The sequence below is a fragment of the Saccharicrinis sp. 156 genome (genome assembly GCF_050589685.1).
Taxonomy (GTDB): domain Bacteria; phylum Bacteroidota; class Bacteroidia; order Bacteroidales; family Marinilabiliaceae; genus Saccharicrinis.
In genome coordinates, this window is the sequence record NZ_JBNGOS010000015.1 from 79,379 (window position 1) to 97,880 (window position 18,502).

The 18,502-nt window shown below is 40.4% G+C and carries 10 protein-coding genes; all 10 read right to left on the bottom strand.

All coding sequences use genetic code 11. The features are described 5' to 3' along the window. Positions 1–16: 16 nt before the first annotated feature. The 10 genes from ACRD64_RS11335 to ACRD64_RS11380 all read right to left on the bottom strand — a co-directional run bounded on the left by ACRD64_RS11335 (position 17) and on the right by ACRD64_RS11380 (position 18,175). A complete protein-coding gene (locus ACRD64_RS11335; protein ID WP_430933468.1) occupies positions 17–2,314 on the bottom strand; it encodes a family 20 glycosylhydrolase in 2,298 nt (765 codons plus the stop codon). Positions 2,315–2,526: 212 nt separating this feature from the next. After that, positions 2,527–3,963: a sulfatase-like hydrolase/transferase gene (locus ACRD64_RS11340; protein WP_430933469.1), complete on the bottom strand. Its 1,437-nt coding sequence runs from the start codon at positions 3,961–3,963 to the stop codon at positions 2,527–2,529. 97 nt (positions 3,964–4,060) lie between these two features. Next, on the bottom strand, positions 4,061–5,563 hold the full coding sequence (locus ACRD64_RS11345) for a sulfatase-like hydrolase/transferase (protein WP_430933470.1): 1,503 nt from the start codon (positions 5,561–5,563) through the stop codon (positions 4,061–4,063). Between the two features lie 12 nt (positions 5,564–5,575). Continuing rightward, positions 5,576–8,038 carry an alpha/beta hydrolase-fold protein gene (locus tag ACRD64_RS11350; protein WP_430933472.1) on the bottom strand — a complete coding sequence of 821 codons (2,463 nt, stop codon included), beginning with the start codon at positions 8,036–8,038 and terminating at the stop codon, positions 5,576–5,578. Between the two features lie 267 nt (positions 8,039–8,305). Further along, positions 8,306–9,616, bottom strand: coding sequence for an alpha-L-fucosidase (locus ACRD64_RS11355; RefSeq protein ID WP_430933473.1), 1,311 nt, complete (start codon positions 9,614–9,616; stop codon positions 8,306–8,308). Between the two features lie 284 nt (positions 9,617–9,900). Further along, on the bottom strand, positions 9,901–12,201 hold the full coding sequence (locus ACRD64_RS11360; protein WP_430933474.1) for a GH92 family glycosyl hydrolase: 2,301 nt from the start codon (positions 12,199–12,201) through the stop codon (positions 9,901–9,903). A gap of 12 nt (positions 12,202–12,213) precedes the next feature. Continuing rightward, positions 12,214–13,713 carry a sulfatase-like hydrolase/transferase gene (locus ACRD64_RS11365; protein WP_430933475.1) on the bottom strand — a complete coding sequence of 500 codons (1,500 nt, stop codon included), beginning with the start codon at positions 13,711–13,713 and terminating at the stop codon, positions 12,214–12,216. A 230-nt stretch (positions 13,714–13,943) separates the two neighbouring features. Further along, positions 13,944–15,785, bottom strand: coding sequence for a beta-N-acetylhexosaminidase (locus tag ACRD64_RS11370; RefSeq protein ID WP_430933476.1), 1,842 nt, complete (start codon positions 15,783–15,785; stop codon positions 13,944–13,946). 151 nt (positions 15,786–15,936) lie between these two features. After that, on the bottom strand, positions 15,937–16,734 hold the full coding sequence (locus ACRD64_RS11375; RefSeq protein WP_430933477.1) for an SGNH/GDSL hydrolase family protein: 798 nt from the start codon (positions 16,732–16,734) through the stop codon (positions 15,937–15,939). 13 nt (positions 16,735–16,747) lie between these two features. Next, positions 16,748–18,175, bottom strand: a complete 1,428-nt coding sequence (locus ACRD64_RS11380) for a glycoside hydrolase family 30 protein (RefSeq protein WP_430933478.1) — start codon at positions 18,173–18,175, stop codon at positions 16,748–16,750. Positions 18,176–18,502 lie beyond the last annotated feature (327 nt).

Below are 18,502 nucleotides of genomic sequence, written 5' to 3' on the forward strand. Positions count from 1 at the left end.
TATAGAATTTTGATATTTAATAGGCACAAACCGCAGTATTAAACCCTTGCAACTTCTCTCCTTGCAAGGCATATCTTACTTCAATGGCCTTGGGCTTTGTACTTGGCAAGTATTTCACGGTAAAAGCATGCCACCCTTTTTTAAGCGCCACCTTCTCATACTTCTTATAGGGATTTCGCTCTTCAGTTGCTTTATCGATAACCAACTCATTCCCCAAATATAAAAGACTTTCTCCATCGGATTTCATTTCAAACTCATAGATACCATCCTTATCAGCATTTAAGAATCCTTTGTACACGATTGCGAAATCGGTTCCTTCGCCATATTGTCCCAATTGAATTGTATCTGCTTGTATATAAGGACTCGAATCCGACACGTGGATGTCATCCATCGATTTATACTTACCTTTTAAAAAGTATTTTTTGATACCCTTATTACCGGGAATATAATCAGAGGCTTCCTGATAGCTTTGCCGCTCTATTTTTGCTGTTATTAGATCATTAAATATTTCCCCTTTGTAGGTTCTGGCTTTTATTTCTCCTTCACTGCTTACAACAATCGGTTCGGTATATCGCAAAGCGTTCCTGGTGGGGACCGTACCATCCAGGGTATAATAGATCTCGGCTCCATTGTGCGGATACGCCAGGTTTAGCTCCACCAAAACACTATCCACAAATACGATATCTTTGTCCAGTCCCTTAACCGCAGGAATGTAATAATAAACGCCCATTTCGTCTAAACGACTATAATGATGCTGAATACGTGCATTGAAGTCATCAAAATCCTTTAATTCTTTTGCAGTCCATGCTGTTTCGGCCATAGGAATTAAACGAGGAAAAGCTTGATATTGCAATCTTTTAAAACTCGGGATCCACTCTGACCAAAGGTTGGCCTGAATACCTAACACATGCTTGGTTTGCTCGGGCGTAAAGTCATCCGGAACAGGTTCGTAAGCATAAGTCCTGTCAATTGGGTTGTGGTCGTTCAAGTAATCGTAATAGTATGCTGCTGTTGGTGTGATCACCATATCGTTTCCATTTTCGGCCGCAATTCTAGGTGCTTTGGGAACCCAGTTACGCCACCACATCATAGTGGCTCCTTCACTTAATCCACCTTCAACAATCTCGTCCCAACCCATCAATTGCTTACCTTTTGACTGCAGGAACTTTTCTATTCTTCGGTTAAAATGAGACTGCAACTCATGCTCATCGGCCAAATGGTGCTTTTTAATTTCTTTTTGGCACTTAGGACACTCTTCCCAGGACTCAATTCTCACCTCGTCACCACCAATATGAACATATTTGCATGGAAACAATTCAACCACCTCAGCCAATATATTCTCCATAAATTCATAAGTCGTTTCCTTCCCCAGGCAAGCAGGCGTAGAAAAAACTCTACCCCACCCTGCTTCTCCGGTACACGATAAAAACAGATAGTTATCGATAGCTGCTTTAAAGTGTCCCGGCATATCTATTTCCGGAACTACTGTAATACATCGTTCATCGGCATATGTTATAATTTCTTTTATCTGCTCCTGGGTAAAAAATCCACCATATTCCTTTTTGCCATCCTTTTCGCGATAGTTTTTAGGATCAATAGTGTACAACTCATTCTCAACCGCGCGCTCATTACAAATGGTGTCCTGGTTATTTTCAATTCTCCAGGCACCTTTTTCTGTTAGCAATGGATATTTCTTAATTTCAATTCTCCATCCCTGGTCATCCGTAAGGTGCATATGATAGGTGTTTAACTTATACAATGACATGTAGTCCAGAAACTCTTTGACCTCTTCCACATCAAAAAAATGACGACTGAAGTCCATGTGCATGCCCCTCCATGAGAAACGGGGAGCATCCTCAACCACACAACATGGAACCAGCCAATCTGCTTTGGTTTTTTCCATGCTCTCTATTTGTGAAGGTAATAATTGTCGAATGGTTTGAACCCCATTAAAAAATCCGGATTCGTCAGATGCTGTTATAACAATTTGCTCCGGAGTAACCTCCAGCTGATATGCTTCAGGCTCCATATCTACCTTTTTAAATACAACTCCATTGACAGCCGCATCAGTTTCAATATCCAAATTGTAACCTGCTGCCATTTTTAATTTTCCAACCAAATAGTTTGCAGCTTTTTGGGCGCTTATATCAAGAATGGCTACTGAAGTGTTTGACTCAAACCTAAATGAACTCTCTTTTAGTTCAAAAGATACAGGCTTAGGTATAATCGAAATTTCTTCCTGCTTGAAGGTTGGGTTCGAGCAGGATGCCAGCAGGGAGGCAACCATAAACAGAAGTAATGTAAATTTCTTCATAATATTTATAAATAAACGTTTTGTTACTTTATGTTATTAATAATAAATATTTTAGGAATATAGCAACCTAAAATACTCAAGTCGTACTGATCCCGAAGCAAGTTCGGTATCTTTGGTTCTTATTATCCGCCCCCTGGGCCGAATAAAACAAATAATTTCTTAGCCATTGTACCGTCCGCTTCCGGCAGGGTAAATTATTAGAAGAGTTCATGTTACAATGCCGTAAATACCTCTTCTAAATCAAGCGAATCACTCATGCTTTTTTGCAATTCTACCAATTCTAAAAAGAGTTCTTTTACTTTGGTTTGATATTCCTCTTTCTCTGCCAGGTTTTCCATTTCCAAAGGATCATTCTCCAAATCGAACAGTAATAGTTTATTGGCTTTTGGATATGCAATCAGCTTATAGCCATCTTTTTTGATCATACGCTGGAGATTCTTGTAGCATCCATATATGGCTTGATAAGCACTTTCGTTATTTTTCTGACGCGCCAGATCCATCAAGCTACTGAATTCAACATACGCTGGTTTTTCAACTCCTGCCAACTCTAGTGACGATGGCATAATATCTTGCAAATAGACATCCATATCTACTTTTTCGCCTTTAGGCAAATCAGGGCCAATTACCATTAAAGGAGGGCGCATGCTGTGCTCGTACATATTTTGTTTGCCCATTAAACCATGGTTACCACAAGCTAATCCATGATCGGCAGTATAAAATATATACGTATTATCTTTTTTACCCGACTTTTCGAGGGCATCCCATATTCTTCCAATCTGTTGGTCTAAATGCGTAATAATAGCATAGTACTCCTGACGGTTAACTTTTACCGAATATTCGGTTCTTGGGAAGGGAGCCAAGCGCTCATCACGAAGTCCCTTTCCACATCCTATTTGATCTTCATAAGGATATTTGTCCATGTAAGTTTCAGGCGTTGAGATATTTTCCAGAGGGTACATATCCACAAATTCCCGGGGCGATTGGCGAGGATCATGTGCCGCATTAAAGGCGATGTACATAAAAAACGGGTTCTCTTTTTCTTTAGCCTGGTCAATAAATCCGATGGCTTCGTCGCCCAGCACCTCACTCCAGTGCTTACCGCCTTCCCAAAACCCGCCAAAGGCAGTATCATAAGGTTTCCAGGTAGTATCTTCGGGACTTAATGGACGGTTGTATCCTTCTTTGGTCTGCTTGGGCATTCCTCCCCTTACGGTCCCCAAAGTCTCGAAACAGCTATCGGCTATAGCTTTTACGTGCCATTTTCCGGCCATATACGTATCGTAACCCGCCTCTTTCATTAAATTGCCCCAAAGTTGCGATTGTACCTCCGGTTCTTTCAGTTGCTTTTCTATGGTCATTGCGTTCCAAACGAAGCGCCCACTATTGATCATGGTCCTTGAGGCTACACAGACTGCACCATGCCAAGCCCCCATATTGTAAGCCTGGGTAAATGTTACCCCTTCACCCGCCAGTTTATCTAAGTTGGGCGTAATCACTTCTTTATTGCCCAATGCATTGATAGTGTTATAGCACTGATCATCGGCAAAAAGGAAAATAATATTCGGTTTTTCTGTTTTTTTTGTTTTCGAATCCGAACATGAATTGAATAGCAGGACAAACAATATACCTATTGCAACTTTTATTTTCATATACTCTAATTTATTTTCATTTGTTAGATTTAACTCCAGATGAATTTTAATACCCGAGAGCTATCGGGACAGCAATTCATTGGAAGTTACTAACAAATTATTTACGATTTTCCTTCATTTTTTTAAATGCTTCGTGATTGGATAAAGGAAGCATATTCCCCCTTTTTCTTGTTCTTTTAGCTCCATTTTGCAGCATTTCTATTGAAACATCGCTCCCATTGGATTCTAACCTTCTATAGGTCGGATTATTATCAACAGATGGAATATCCTTTAGTATCTCATTAAACTGACCAACAACTGACTCTAATTCTTCTTGATCGATCAAATTAGTCGTTTCATAAGGATCTTTTTCCATATCAAAAAGTCGTACCACCTGCTTTACGGTATCGACATAGGCCTTATACTTTGGGGTTCTGATTACGCGATCTCTAAACTCAAACCTATTCTGTACCAGACTGTCCTCGGTAATCACTGCAGGTAGTCCTCCCATAGCCAATGCCCAATTACGGCTTCCTTCATACGTTCTGTCCGTTAAAACATCTGCAAACGACACCCCATCCGTTATAAACCCGGAATTATTTTCAATATTTGCTAAATCAAGCAAGGTTGGGTAAAAATCGGTAAAATCGACCAATGCATTTGATTCTTTTTTTAACTTTTTGGGTGTAACTGCAATCAAAGGTGCATTTACACCATTTTCTGTTAAGAATGCTTTACCGCCCCTAACATAAACCGAATCGCGTTTGCCAATAATTTTATTGGTTGTTCCATTATCGGTTGTAAATATCAGGTAGGTGTTATCTGAAATTTGTAATTCCTCAAGAGCATCAACAATCTTACCGATAATAAAATCGGTATATCGAACCATGGCCAGATGCTTCTCATAGAATGTTTTTGCATTTGGTTCGAGTGGGGTATGTACAAATGGGGTATGTGTTAACACCATAGGGTAATACACACACATTGGGTTCGCTTTGTTTTCGCGTAAAAAATCGATAATGAAATCAGAAAAAACATCGGGGCCAAACTGGCCTGTATATGTTTTACTCCCTTTTTTTGTATGGATGTATGGATCCCAGTATCGCTTTTCACTTGGTGGATTATTGCTTTCATAACCTGTCCACATACAATATTCATCGAAGCCCGCCTTGGTCATGGCATCCGGTTCAATCCTAAAATCATTGACCTGCCATTTCCCTGCAACACAAGTTTTATAGCCAGCTTCGCGAAGCACCTTTGCAAAACCAGGATTTTTCTGCGCATCGAAGTTTGCACCATGTCCCCAGCGTGGCACATCGTAATGATTAACCCATCCACTGGTATACGGATACTGCCCGGTCATTAGTGCTATTCGACTTGGCGTACATTGCGGCATCGAATATGCTTTATTGAACTTTATTCCATTGGCTGCCAATTTATCGATATTGGGAGTTTCAATCTCGGTTGCTCCATAGCTGGGAATCCATTCTTTCCCTAAGTCATCAACCAGAATAAAGATTAAATTGGGTTTTTGATTTTGATTTTCGCTATTACATCCCGATAATACTAAAAATAGCCATCCAACGAATAATCGAGTAATATTGTTAAAGCTTACCATCATTTTTCAATTCCATTATTTCCAAACAATATCCCCTTTTTCAACACTCCAATCATTTCCAAAATAACCGGCAGCTTTCACACCTTTAATTCCTTTGTTATAAAGTGATGGAGTAAAAACCATCAGGTCGGGAATGCCCACTCCTGAAACAAAGTACCTATTTGGCGATGCTGCCTTAAACCCTTCCATTCCCGTACCGGAAATTGCTACTACCGAGGCTTTTTCACTATCCATTCGCGGATAAATAAAATAAGCACTCAAGCTATTTCCTTTCAATAACTTATCGCCCACTATCACCTCTCCGTTTTTTACTTGTACCGGGCAGTCTTTTAATAGCGTTTTCCATGCAGCATTGGTAGACGCATTTCCATAAAGAATTACCGAACGGTCTTTATATTTGGATGCTTTAAATTCTTTATCGGAAATAATATCAATAGAACCATTACCACGGTAATAAAAAGTTTCAGCATCGAAACGGGCTTTATTAAACGACCACTTGTTTTCAGCCTCTGTACCTTTGGTTGAATACACAAATATCATATTATTACGGAAGCCATCCTTAAAATTCCCGTAACGAACCGGGTTCTTTTCAAAGGTGTTCGTTGGTGCCTGGCGTATTCTCCAGTTATCATTCTCTTTTTCAAACCAAACAACCTCGCCCACATCAGCTACAGCATGCTCAAAGCTTGTTTGGTCAATTCTAATTTCAACTGTATCCGATGGGGCACAATGTGTAATATCGAGCTTGAACTTGGATAGATTTTCTGTTTCAATATCAATCCAACGAGTCTTAAGAACAATGCCCTGTTTGATTTCTTTTTCGGTCGGGATTCTTTGAGACACTTTTACCCCACAAAACTCAAAGGGTTTATCCTGTTGGTACAGCGTGATAAAACGGCTACTTGCAGAAACCCCGGGGCTTGCCGTTCTGAATTCAAATGTTTTTACCTTTTCATTTTCAGGGATACTGTGCCACTTAAAATAATCGAATATCATAGGAAAATCTATCCCAAACCAATGTTTTCTTCCGGGATGTTCGTAGTAGGCAAAATCAGGATGAAAGGCACTTAGGTGCTCCCTCATAAAGCGAGCCTGACCCACCGGGACTACGTGGTCTGAATCCCCATGCTGAATGTAAATCCCATGATGCAGATAGTTTCTGGACAATTCCAGCGTATGGCTTGAATGGCTTGCTCTTTCAAACATTTTCTGTAAAGGATCTGGCTCTTCCAGTTTTTCCTTATTTGAATACGAAAAAAATGAATACCAGCCCGACATTGGTGAAAGGGCAGCCCATTTTCCAGGAAAGGTAGCTCCAATTTGCCAGGTTCCATGACCACCCATTGAATGTCCGGTTAAATATGTTTTTTCGGGATCCGTGCCATACATGTTTTCCGCAATCTTTTGCACTTCCATGGCATCCCAACGTCCCCAGTCTTCCCAATCGAATCCGTAATCTCTGCGGTTGGTTGGACAAATTATATGTCCCCATTCTTTTGGCTGGTATGCTGCCGATTGACCGCGTGCCTCCACCGCAGCACCGTGCAAGGATAGGAACATGGCCGGATTTGTCAATGTATCAACATTACTTTCGCGAACAGCAAAATACTGCACACTGCCATCCATATCCGAAATAAACGTTCGCACATAAAACTGATCCTTGGCTCTAACTTTATAGCGAACTGTTGTTTCATCCAGCAGCTCATTTCCGTCGTACAGCTTCAGATTTACATCCACTGTATCTTTCCGGGTATAAGCATCCTTAACCCAGTAAGCTACTTTTCGCATGGTCAATGGAACGATTGTTGACACATTCGTCTCTGTTTTAATTCCATTACTCTCGGCAACAATCTTTAAACTTTTTTGGGTCTGGGAAGAGGCATTTAAAATTCGAACAGCCCCCACTTTCTCATTGTCTTCCGTAGTGATAAAATCCGGCGTAGTTAAGTCCCTTTGCATAAAGGAGATGTTTTTTTCGACCGGTAATAATTGAATTTTGACCTGACCCCTGGAGCCTTTTACCAGGAAAGTATTTTTGCCTTTTTTCAGTTGAACCGGATGAAAAGTCAGGTGCTTATTGTATATATCGCCACCGCGGGGACTCCCGTTTACAAATACCTCTCTGTGGCCTGAAATCTCAAGAATACGGATACATTCTTCAGGAGAGTTATAGGTCTGGAATAAATAACCTCCCCTCAGTTTAGGTGTTTTAAACAATCCTTCTGCGTTTGCAGAAATTGTGTCCCAACGTTCAGTATCTCCATGACGGTTAACACCAACAGAATCGTTTAACTGTGGCTTAAAATCGTTATTGGTAATCAATTGATAAAAAACGGGATCGGTATTTACTACTGAGCGCGAACTTATATCAACGGCTCCCACAACCAATCCTTTTTTTAAAGATATTGTATCCTGTGCAAAGCTGTTATGCAAGATCATAAAGGTTAATACACAGAGTAAAAGTTTAAACTTCAGCATTTCTATCAATTTTGGTATCTTTCTATTTGAGTAATTCAGAGCGTATATTGCTTAGTATATAAATAATACCACAGTTTTTTACTCTATGCCCCCAGCAAGGGTAAAAGCATTAAATAAACAAACACTTCATTTTTCCTTATTAACCACTTAAAACACTGAATCTACTGAAACAAATAGGCGTGTCCATTTCATTTTTCAGTGCTTGATGCGATTTAAGGTGAAATATTCTGTAAATGCGGTTGTTTTGTGCACGCTGCCCTTTGCTCTTTATTTTACTTTAAGCTTGATAATTGTATCAAGAGCATCTTCATCAATCTCTCCCGGATAAAGGAATACACCTTCCTTAATTTGCTTGAACTTGATTTTTTGCCCATCGAAAGTTTGTGCAGATAACACTTTTAGATCCATATTTTTAATAAAGATATAGTCGTTATATGTTGGATTTAGAATATGGACGTACAGATCCTTATCTTTAGCCGTGATGGTTCCCCATTCCTGAGCTCCTGTTACTTTGCCTCGTGTTCCGTAAATGGTTTCACCATATTTTGAGGTCCACTCACCAATTTCTTTTAAGGTCTCCACAAATTCGGGCTGAATTTCGCCGTTTGGCATAGGTCCAACATTCAACAACAGGTTTCCGTTTTTACCGGCTGCTTTTACTAAGAAGTGGATGATTTGTTTCGTGGATTTAAAGTTCTTGTCGTTTAACCCAAAACCCCAGAATTTAGCCATAGTGGCGCAAGATTCTAAAGGAAGTTCACTCACCTTTACTCCTGCACTGTAGCCACCTTTGTTCTCACCAGGAAGGTCCCTTTCAAATGTTTGAATATCTTCTCCCGGGATCGGTGTCAAGTGATGGTTGTTGGCAATTAAGGTATTTGGACTTAACTGATGAATATGTTGATAGATTTCGTTATATCTCCAATCCACGGTTTTACGTTCCCAGTGGCCATCGAACCAGATACAGCCTACCTCGCCATAATTGGTCAGCAACTCCGTCAACTGCTTCTTCATAAACTCGATGTAACTGTCCCAATCCGTATCAACAGGTTTGCCATCAACAATCTTCTTCCCGAAACCATAATCGTCACGAGCCCAATCCAAAAGCGAGTAGTAAAAGTTTAGTTTAATGCCTTCTTTTTTACATTCTTCGGCCAACTCTTTTAACGGATCCTTACCATAAGGCGTTGCATCCACAATGTTGTAATCCGAAGCTTCGGTATCGAACATACTAAAACTATCGTGGTGGCGGGATGTAATAGTGATGTACTTCATTCCGGCCGACTTGGCAATCTCTACCCACTCCTTGGCATCAAAATCAATAGGGTTAAAGAACGAGGCCAAACGACTGTATTTGTCGTAAGGTATTTTCTGGTTCAACATTACCCACTCGCCATCGCCAAGGATGCTGTAGATACCCCAGTGGATAAACATGCCAAATCGCATGTCCTGAAATTCTTTACGGGCTTCCAGATTCCCCTCTGTTGGCGTATATTCATCCATTGGAAATGAATACTGCTGTGCTTGTGCAGTAAATCCCAATACCAAGAATACCGCAATTAAAATTAAATTCTTCATTTCTTTATAATGTTATAGTTGTTTTATCATTTAATCTAATAATTCCTATGAATAATAGAGCCATAGCCTATGTGTAAAAATAAAATGCCGGTTTTTCATAGCCAATTAATATTTTTTTCACCACACCAATAAATGCTAAATTGACATTATTTATATACACTCCTATCAGACTTGGCTATGAGACTACGCTCTGTTGGAGCTTGTATTATTCTTTGATTCACATGTTGATACCCTTCTCCCCGTTCCTTACACCATTCTCCCGTACAGAGTGACATCTCTATTTTTTACATTTTTGGTTCTGGTCCCATCTCCATTTCCAATACTCCACCCGAAACAATTTCTTCATGTGTTATCCAGAAACGATTTAACAGCTCACCGTTTAATTTCATCGATTGGATATAGATATTTTCTGGTGAATTATTTTTCGCTTCAATAGTAAAAGTTTCACCTGAATAATATTTTTCATCCAACTGTACTTCAATCTTATTAAATACAGGACTGGTTATCTGATAAATATTATCTCCCGGACAAATAGGGTGAATACCCATGGCTGCTAACACATACCAGGCAGACATCTGACCTACATCTTCATTTCCACAAAGTCCATAAGCATCTGTTCCATAGGCAGCACTGCATATTCTGCGTGTCCATTTCTGTGTAAGATATGGCACTCCAGCTGTATTCAGCATAAAAGGCACATGATGCACAGGTTCATTGGGATGATTATAATAGTTATTCCACAAGAAATCGCCCGGTGTCTTTTCAAAGAAAGAAATCAACGAATCCCTGTAAGCCGCTTCCCCACCCATAAGAGTTTTTAAACCTTCAATATCATGAGGAACAAACCATCCCTGCTGATAAGGATTACTCTCGATACATCCTTGTCCGTGAGTAGTTTTCCCTTTCCATTCGGTCCACCCTCCATCAGCAGTTCTTGCTCTGAACCATTTTACCTCGTCGCTCCATAAATTCTTATAATCTTCAGATCGATTATAATATTCTTCAGCAATTTCTGGTTTATTCAACGATTCGGCAAACTTACCCATACACCAGTCAGAATACGCGTATTCCATAGTCATAGATACTTTTTTAGGAATAAATCCAAGAGGTTCATTTGTAAATGTATCTACGGAATTTTTACAATATTCAAAAGCCTTGTCGATATCATAATTTCTGATTCCTTTTTCGTACGCATCCACAATAACAGAAACCGCAGGGTTACCCAACATACAACCTGAATAGGAATTGAGCATTTCCCAGCGGGGCAGATACGCTCTGCCGCTCAGTTCGGCCATTTGCAATAAGGAGTTGATTTCATCATTCACCATGGAAGGGTTGATGACGGTTTGAAGCGGAAACTGAGATCGGAACACGTCCCAACCGCTAAAAATGGTACGATAGGTAAAATCATTGGTTTGATGTACCTGTTTATCTGCACCTATATATTTTCCGTTTACATCGGAGAAAGTCCGAGGATCGATCATGGTATGGTAAAGCGCCGTGTAGAAAATGGTTTTTTCATCTTCACTGCCGCCTGAAACTTTCACATTTTTAAGCGCATCGCTCCATAAATTCCTTGCTTGCTGACGTACCTTATCAAAATTCCAGTGGTTGATGTCGTGTTCCAGGTTTTCTTTGGCACCTTCAACACTCACAAAGGATATTCCACTTCTTACAAGAACCTGTTCCCCTTCGGTGGTTTTAAAGTTGGAGTAAAAGCCAAGGTGTTTTCCCTGCATTTCTTTTGCGTTTTCAAAACGGGGAGCATTTTTAACCGCATTTTGATAGGCTTCTTTGCGAATATGTCGCATTTTCCTTCCTTCGTCAGGAATATCTGCGCTCCAGATGCCATAATCTTCAAGAGGTTTGCTAAACTGGCACCAGAAATATACGACATAATCAGCTTTACCGGCTCCGGCACCCCAACCGCCTCCTTCAGGTGGACATTTCATCCAACCGGAAATTGTATTTTCGTTCTCAACCTTAACATATTGTTCTGTGGATGTACCGCCAACCCTGCGCGACAAATCTATTTGAATTCGCGAACTGTCGCTTTCGGGATAGGTAAAACGGATGATTCCGGCACGTGGAGCCGCGGTGAGTTCGGCTCTAACCTTATAATCATCCATGGTTACAGCGTAATATCCTGCTTCCGTTACTTCCGTATCGTGAGTATATCTGGAACGATATCCTCCTTCTGGCTCGGCGGGATTTCCCCGGTTGGTAATCAGTTCTCCCACCGTTGGTGTAACCAAAAAGTTACCCAGATCGCCAAACCAGCCCACACCGCTCATGTGAGTAAAGCTAAAACCTTCCATGGTTGGGTGTTCGTACGAATAACCACTTCCATTATCTCCACCTGTATATGTATCCGGACTTAGCTGAACCAATCCAAATGGTGTAGCTGCCCCCGGGAAGGTCTTACCGAAACCGTGTGCATCCTTTGTTTTTTTTCCGTAAGTAATGGCCCCGATAATCGGGTCGATATAATCAACAGCTTCTTTATCCGGTTTTGGTGAACAACTCAACACCATCACCCATAAAAAGCCCACACTTATAAATTTGCTCATTCTTACCGCTACCATAATCTTAGGATATTATTTATCTGACTTATAGATATCTACTTCAACATCATTTTGTTTCACGGCTCCTTTGGTGGTTCGTCCATTTTCTACCAGGCTAACAAGTTCCGCTTTTAATTCCTCTACAACTTCAGGATAATCCTGGAATACATTGTTTTGTTCTGCCTCATCATTTTCCAGGTTGTAGAGCTGTATCTCAGGTAACCCCTGCTTTCTGGCTTGTTTATCGTTAGGTCCCGACCAACCGCCAGAACCAGGGCACAATTCCAGTTTCCATTTTCCTTTGCGTATGGAGAACTTTCCTTGAATGGAATGATGGATTACTGCCTCATAAGGACTTGCTACCTCCTTATCCTTCAGCATTGAAAGTATACTGTAGGAGTCTTCTCCTGCGTCTTCCGGAATTTGTATTCCTGTTATTTCAGCACAAGTGCCCAACAAACTGGTTAGACAGATCAAATGGTCATTTTTAGATCCTGCTTCAATTTTACCGGTCCACTTTGCGATAAAAGGAACTCGGTGCCCACCTTCCCAGATATCCGATTTAGAACCTCGGTATTGGGCACTTGGATAGTGACCAAATTCTTTCTCCAGTTTACCTCCCCTTGCTGCAGGATAGGAGCATCCGTTATCGCTGGTAAAGAATACAAGGGTATTCTCGTCAACACCATTTTCTTTTAGGGCATCAATAACTTGTCCTACCACGTCATCCGTTTCCATTACAAAGTCGCAATAAGGACTCATTCCACTTTTACCCTGCCATGCTTCTGATGGAACAATAGGTGTATGAGGTGAATTCAGTGCCAGGTATAAAAAAAATGGATTGTCTTCTTTTGCTTTTTCGGCTATATATTGACTGGCGTTTTTACCCAGGAATTGCAACATTTTAATGGTTGGCATGTTTTTAATGACTTTACCATCTTTAATCACTGTTTCCATGGATGCCGAGTGATGAAATCCAAGATAAGTATCGAATCCGCGGGTAATTGGCCCATTAGGAACTATTGAACCAACAGGCGCCGGACCCGGTCTCCTTTTACCCTGATATACATCGACCGGATTACCCTCTGCATCATTCACCGCGAAACCCAAATGCCATTTTCCCATGGCAGCGGTTTGGTAACCTGCTTTTTTTAGTAATGCCGGTACAGTTAACTGGTCATCTGCAATTAAGGGCTCAAACTCCTGACCTCCGCCAAGTACACCATCTTGCAATCTCGAGCGCCAGGCGTAACGTCCTGTAAGCACACCATAGCGAGTTGGCGTACATACAGATGAACCAGAATGCGCATCTGTAAATGTCATCGACTCAGCTGATAACGCATCAATTTGTGGCGTCTTAATTTTTCCTTTTTCAGGATTTAAGCATTGCACATCGCCATAACCTAAGTCATCGCAAATGATGTAAACAATGTTTGGCAACTTGTTTTCCGGCTCCTGGCTACAACTTGCCAAACTTGCTATCAGTAGTATTAGAAGTATTCCCTGAAGACTTTTATTTATTTTACTAAGCATATCACTAGTTCTCTTCTTTAATTTATCTATTTTCCGATGTAAAATCACGTTGCCTGTTAAATAAGACTATGATGCGTCAGTTTGGTTTTCTTATTCTTACCGGGAATAAAACCCCGTGCTATTCATCTTAACCCCCTCAGGGGTTGATTTGCATCTCTATTAAATGTACGCTTGTGAACTTTTCAAGTAAATTATAAATGTTCTCACCTGGTACTTCCCTGCGTTCTTTTCTACTTCAACCTAACTTCTGTTACTTTTCCTAACAGGTTGCCTTTCTTATCAAACAGTCCGGCTTTAAGTAATGTTCTTGGCTTTGTTTTGAACACACCTTCATATTTGCTGGCATCCGTTGTAGGTTCATCTCCATTCAACGTGTAATAAATATCGTAACCCACCATCTCGGTTTCGAGATAAACTATGGCCTCATTTTTAAGTTGATTGATTGCAAAAGGAGCATACACTGTGTACATGCTTGTCGAATAATTGATTTTATCGCGATCGAGACGTGGAAAATGTGCCTCTAGAGCACCCTGGAACCTCGCCCAATCTTTTAACTCTGGCTGACTCCAGGCCACTTCAGCATTGGCAAATGAGCGCGGGTATAACATGTACTCACTGTGCGATTCGGTGGGCGTAAACTCGCCCCATAGACAAGCCTCGGTACCTTTTACCAATTTCGCTTCTGCGGCAGTCAACTCTTCCGGTATAGGCTCATAACTGTATACCTTCCATAGAGGCAACACTACTTTAGGCCCTTCGGGTTCCATATCGGTTGGCCCTTGAACCTGGGCAATATAGGAATGATTGTATGATGCCTGAATGGTTGGATAACCTCCCTTAGGCGCATCAATATGTGGCGTGTATTTATTTCTTCTCCAGGCCATAATGGTGGCTCCCTGGGCTCCTTTGCCACTCAAGATCTCGTCCCAGCCAATCATGGTTTTCCCTTTGGAAGTTACCAGCTTATTTACGCGCTGGATAAAATGACTTTGCAGTTCTTCTTCGTCTTTCAAATCATTGTCCTTCATTACCTGCTGACAAAGCGGGCATTTTTTCCAGTTCGTCTTGTTACACTCATCCCCACCAATATGAAGATATTCCGATGGAAATAATTCCGCGACTTCCGTAAGTACATTGTCCAAAAATTCGTAAGTAGTCTCTTTACCTGCACATAAGGCGTTGTCAGGTGCTTTTCCTCCGGTAGCCACTTCAAAATTCGCGGAATCCACGCAACATAAATGTGGGTAGGAGGCAATCAGCGCCTTACTATGTCCGGGCACATCAATCTCAGGAATGATTTCAACATTTCGAACACGTGCATACTCAATGACTTCTTTAATATCTTCTTTGGTGTAAAAACCACCTATTGTTTTGGGCTCTTCAGGTGAGGCTAATTCTCTACTCCACCAGGCAATACCACTTCTATCAGCACGCCAGGCTCCTTTTTTAGTTAAGTTCGGGTACTTATCAATTTCTATTCTCCACCCCTGGTCATCGGTTAAATGCCAGTGCATTTTATTCATTTTGTAGGCAGCAAAAATGTCAATCTGTTTCTTCACCCATTCTTTGGATTGAAAATGGCGCGATACATCCAACATCATTCCCCGCCATTCGAAACGAGGATGGTCTTTAACTACCAAACATGGAAGCTCAAAACTTTCAGTGTTAACCGGGATAGTTTGCCTTAAAGTTTGAAAACCATAAAACAAACCGGCATAAGTATTTGCCTTTATAATGATTGAATGAGAAGAAACATCTAATTGATATCCTTCCTTGGCAATTGATTTGTCTTTGGTTAAATCAAATAGAATATAATTGGATGCAGGTGTTCGCGTTCCTGACTTAACCTGAAACTTTATTCCAGTGTCATTCAATAACTTTTCACCAATATAGGGCTGAAAATCACTTTTAAACTTTGTTGGCACATACACCGTGGTATTTGAGGATAGCAAAAAACTGCCCTCCTTCGTCACCACTGATTCCGGTTGAGGAATAAAGGCTGGTGACTTCTCCTGAGCCTTCACCGCCAAAGCGATTAATGCAATTGCTAATATGGATAGTATCTTTTTCATTCTAATTAAATTTATTAAAGATGTATCAACTATTGGAATAGTATATACAGCTAATTAATATCCCACATCTTACAGCGACGGCCGTATCCTATGGTAAAGGCATTGGCATGGTACTTCCCCCAGCCCATGCAAACTGAGGGAAGAAGATATTTTAGTTGTATAAATTTTCTGCGATGATTCGTGCTACTTCCTTTCCTTGAGCCTTTTTCCCCGTTTCATTATAATGCACATTGCCTGGTTCAATGCACCATTCATTAAAATTGGGTTTGGTAAAGGCATATAAATCGTTGATCATAATAGAAGGGTATTTGGCCAATACATCTAACGCGGCTTTATTGTACTTTACACTGTCGCCTGCCAACCTACCTGCTGCGCCTTGGGGAACCGGAGTTGTTGTAGCAAATATCAGTGTTGCTGTAGGAAATTCTTTCATTAGATATGTACAAATTTCATCGAGTTTTTCCTTGTAGCCTTCGATGGATGATACCTGTTTACCATTCTCTTTATCCAATTTGCCTTTCGACATATATTTTAAGTCGTGCAAGCCAACATTAAAATGAATCACATCCCATTTAAAATCCCAACCATTTTTAAGGTAAGGCTGAAACATGGCTTTTTTCATCTTTTCCATTCCAGGAATAAAATTTTGAGTGGCACCTCCATTGCGGTAAGTTCGAAATACATTGGCTTTTCCTTGTAACTGTTCACGTACCTTTAACGTGTAACCAATTGAAATGGAATCGCCATATAAAAAAACATTCGGCAATCGTTTTTGTGGATGTACATATGCATATGCTGCCTCTTTGATTCTATAATCACATAATTTTGTCCATGCCTCACGACAAACCTCCTCTTTGCACCTTTTACTCCCTCCTGCCCATAAATTAGAAGTTAATCCAAGTACTACTGAGGACGCACCCATATATTTTAAAAACTCTCGTCTTTCCATTTCTTACAACAAATTACAATCCGACCACAAAAGTGTTAAATGATTTAGCATCTACTTCAGCCTTCACAACTTTATCGTTAACATTAAGTTGCAACAAGCTCTTTTCTTTGTTAGGATTGTATGCCAACACTTTAACTTCGTTTGTTTGTGAGCTATAAAATGCCAGTGTGTTTTGGTCGTTACCGTCAGTATCTATTTTCACATCACCGGGCATCACAAAAGCGCTTAGGTGTTTCATCAAATAAAACTCAGGATTATAAGTGATTGATTTTGTTTGGCTATCAATAGAAATCATCGAATTTTGTTTCCAACCCCACTGGCTTTTTCCCGTTTCATCCAAGATCATATTCCAATACATATAAGCATTGGTACCATTTTCGAAGTAATGTTTCATCAGGTTGAAGGTGTACTCTGCTGCTTTCCAATCGTTAGAACCATCTCCACATTCGGTTTCCGTTTGCATTAAACTCATTTGAGGATATTTGGCATGAACTTTTTCAATAGCTCCTTTCCCAGCCCACTGAAAACCAACTCCTTTTACGATATCCAGTGCATTTTTATAGAGAAGTACACTGTCTACTCTTTCTATATGCGGACGCTCAATTGTACCTAACCAGATATCAGATTCAATGTTATCCTCATTGAATTGTGGGGCTAAATAGTCCGCTATAAAAATCCCCAGGTCTTTGGGTTTCCATACACAAGAAGGGAAGTTTTGGGCCGAATTAGGTTCGTTCTGAACATGTACTGCCTCAATTGGAATTCCTTCCTTTGCGTAGGCTTTTATAAATTTAGAGAAGTAAAGTGCATATGCTCTAAAATACTCCGGCTCGGTAATAAACCTGGAAACTAATTCTTCTGTTGAACTTAATTTAGGATCCAAATCGTTTACATTAGGATTCGCTTTACAAGCATAGTGCTTGTTATGTTTCATCCAGGATGGCGGACACCATGGAGAAGCCCAAACTCTGACCTGCGAATTCAGTTTCTGAGCCTCATGGATGTATGGTATCAGACGTTGCTTATCGCGTTCGATGGAAAAGTTCTCCATTGCAAAATCTTCAGGTGTTTCGTTATGACTATACCAATTCACTGCATAATCATTAGCACCGATAGGCATACGACACAAGTTAAATTTACACCCTGTTTCCGTGTTAAACAAGTCGTTTAATAGCTGTTGTTTTTCGCTAGGCGTAACCATATTCAACGCTTCCCAACCCATTTCGTTAAAACAACCGCCAAAACCTTCTATTTCTTGTTGCTGCTTTTCCGTATCTATATTTACAACTACATGTTGCAATCCTTCTTTCGATGGGGAAGAAATTTCATTTGTTACCCAACGGTCTTGATCTGTTGTACTTACCCATTTTACATCTGGGGTTGTTGTGCAGGCCAGGCAAGAAAAGATGACCGCTAGCAGACTTAATTTGATAGTTTTCATATGTATTTTTTATTATAGAAACAATGCTGATTTAAACCCGCAATATGCATTAGAAAATCTATTACACATTGAAATAATTTCAAAACAAGACACTCCGCTGCTTCACTTCAACTCACCATAACGATGCTCCCGAAAGTAATCGGGACAAGTAATGCCTCGTTTCAGTAAAGCCTTGTTTTATTACATTTTCAATGTTCACGACGAAGTTCTAATGCCTAATCCGGGTTAAACAGAGACTCGAACAATCCGCGCTTACATAATATAATATCCACAACTTCGACTAAACTCACGAAAAAAAACAACATTCACTAATTTATTTTTAAAGTG

Excerpts from the sequence above, each read along its gene's own strand:
- ACRD64_RS11335 (WP_430933468.1), bottom strand. The coding sequence starts at position 2,314 with ATGAAGAAATTTACATTACTTCTGTTTATGGTTGCCTCCCTGCTGGCA.
- ACRD64_RS11355 (WP_430933473.1), bottom strand. The coding sequence starts at position 9,616 with ATGAAGAATTTAATTTTAATTGCGGTATTCTTGGTATTGGGATTTACT.
- ACRD64_RS11380 (WP_430933478.1), bottom strand. The coding sequence starts at position 18,175 with ATGAAAACTATCAAATTAAGTCTGCTAGCGGTCATCTTTTCTTGCCTG.
- ACRD64_RS11345 (WP_430933470.1), bottom strand. The coding sequence starts at position 5,563 with ATGATGGTAAGCTTTAACAATATTACTCGATTATTCGTTGGATGGCTA.
- ACRD64_RS11375 (WP_430933477.1), bottom strand. The coding sequence starts at position 16,734 with ATGGAAAGACGAGAGTTTTTAAAATATATGGGTGCGTCCTCAGTAGTA.
- ACRD64_RS11340 (WP_430933469.1), bottom strand. The coding sequence starts at position 3,963 with ATGAAAATAAAAGTTGCAATAGGTATATTGTTTGTCCTGCTATTCAAT.
- ACRD64_RS11365 (WP_430933475.1), bottom strand. The coding sequence starts at position 13,713 with ATGCTTAGTAAAATAAATAAAAGTCTTCAGGGAATACTTCTAATACTA.
- ACRD64_RS11370 (WP_430933476.1), bottom strand. The coding sequence starts at position 15,785 with ATGAAAAAGATACTATCCATATTAGCAATTGCATTAATCGCTTTGGCG.
- ACRD64_RS11360 (WP_430933474.1), bottom strand. The coding sequence starts at position 12,201 with ATGGTAGCGGTAAGAATGAGCAAATTTATAAGTGTGGGCTTTTTATGG.
- ACRD64_RS11350 (WP_430933472.1), bottom strand. The coding sequence starts at position 8,038 with ATGCTGAAGTTTAAACTTTTACTCTGTGTATTAACCTTTATGATCTTG.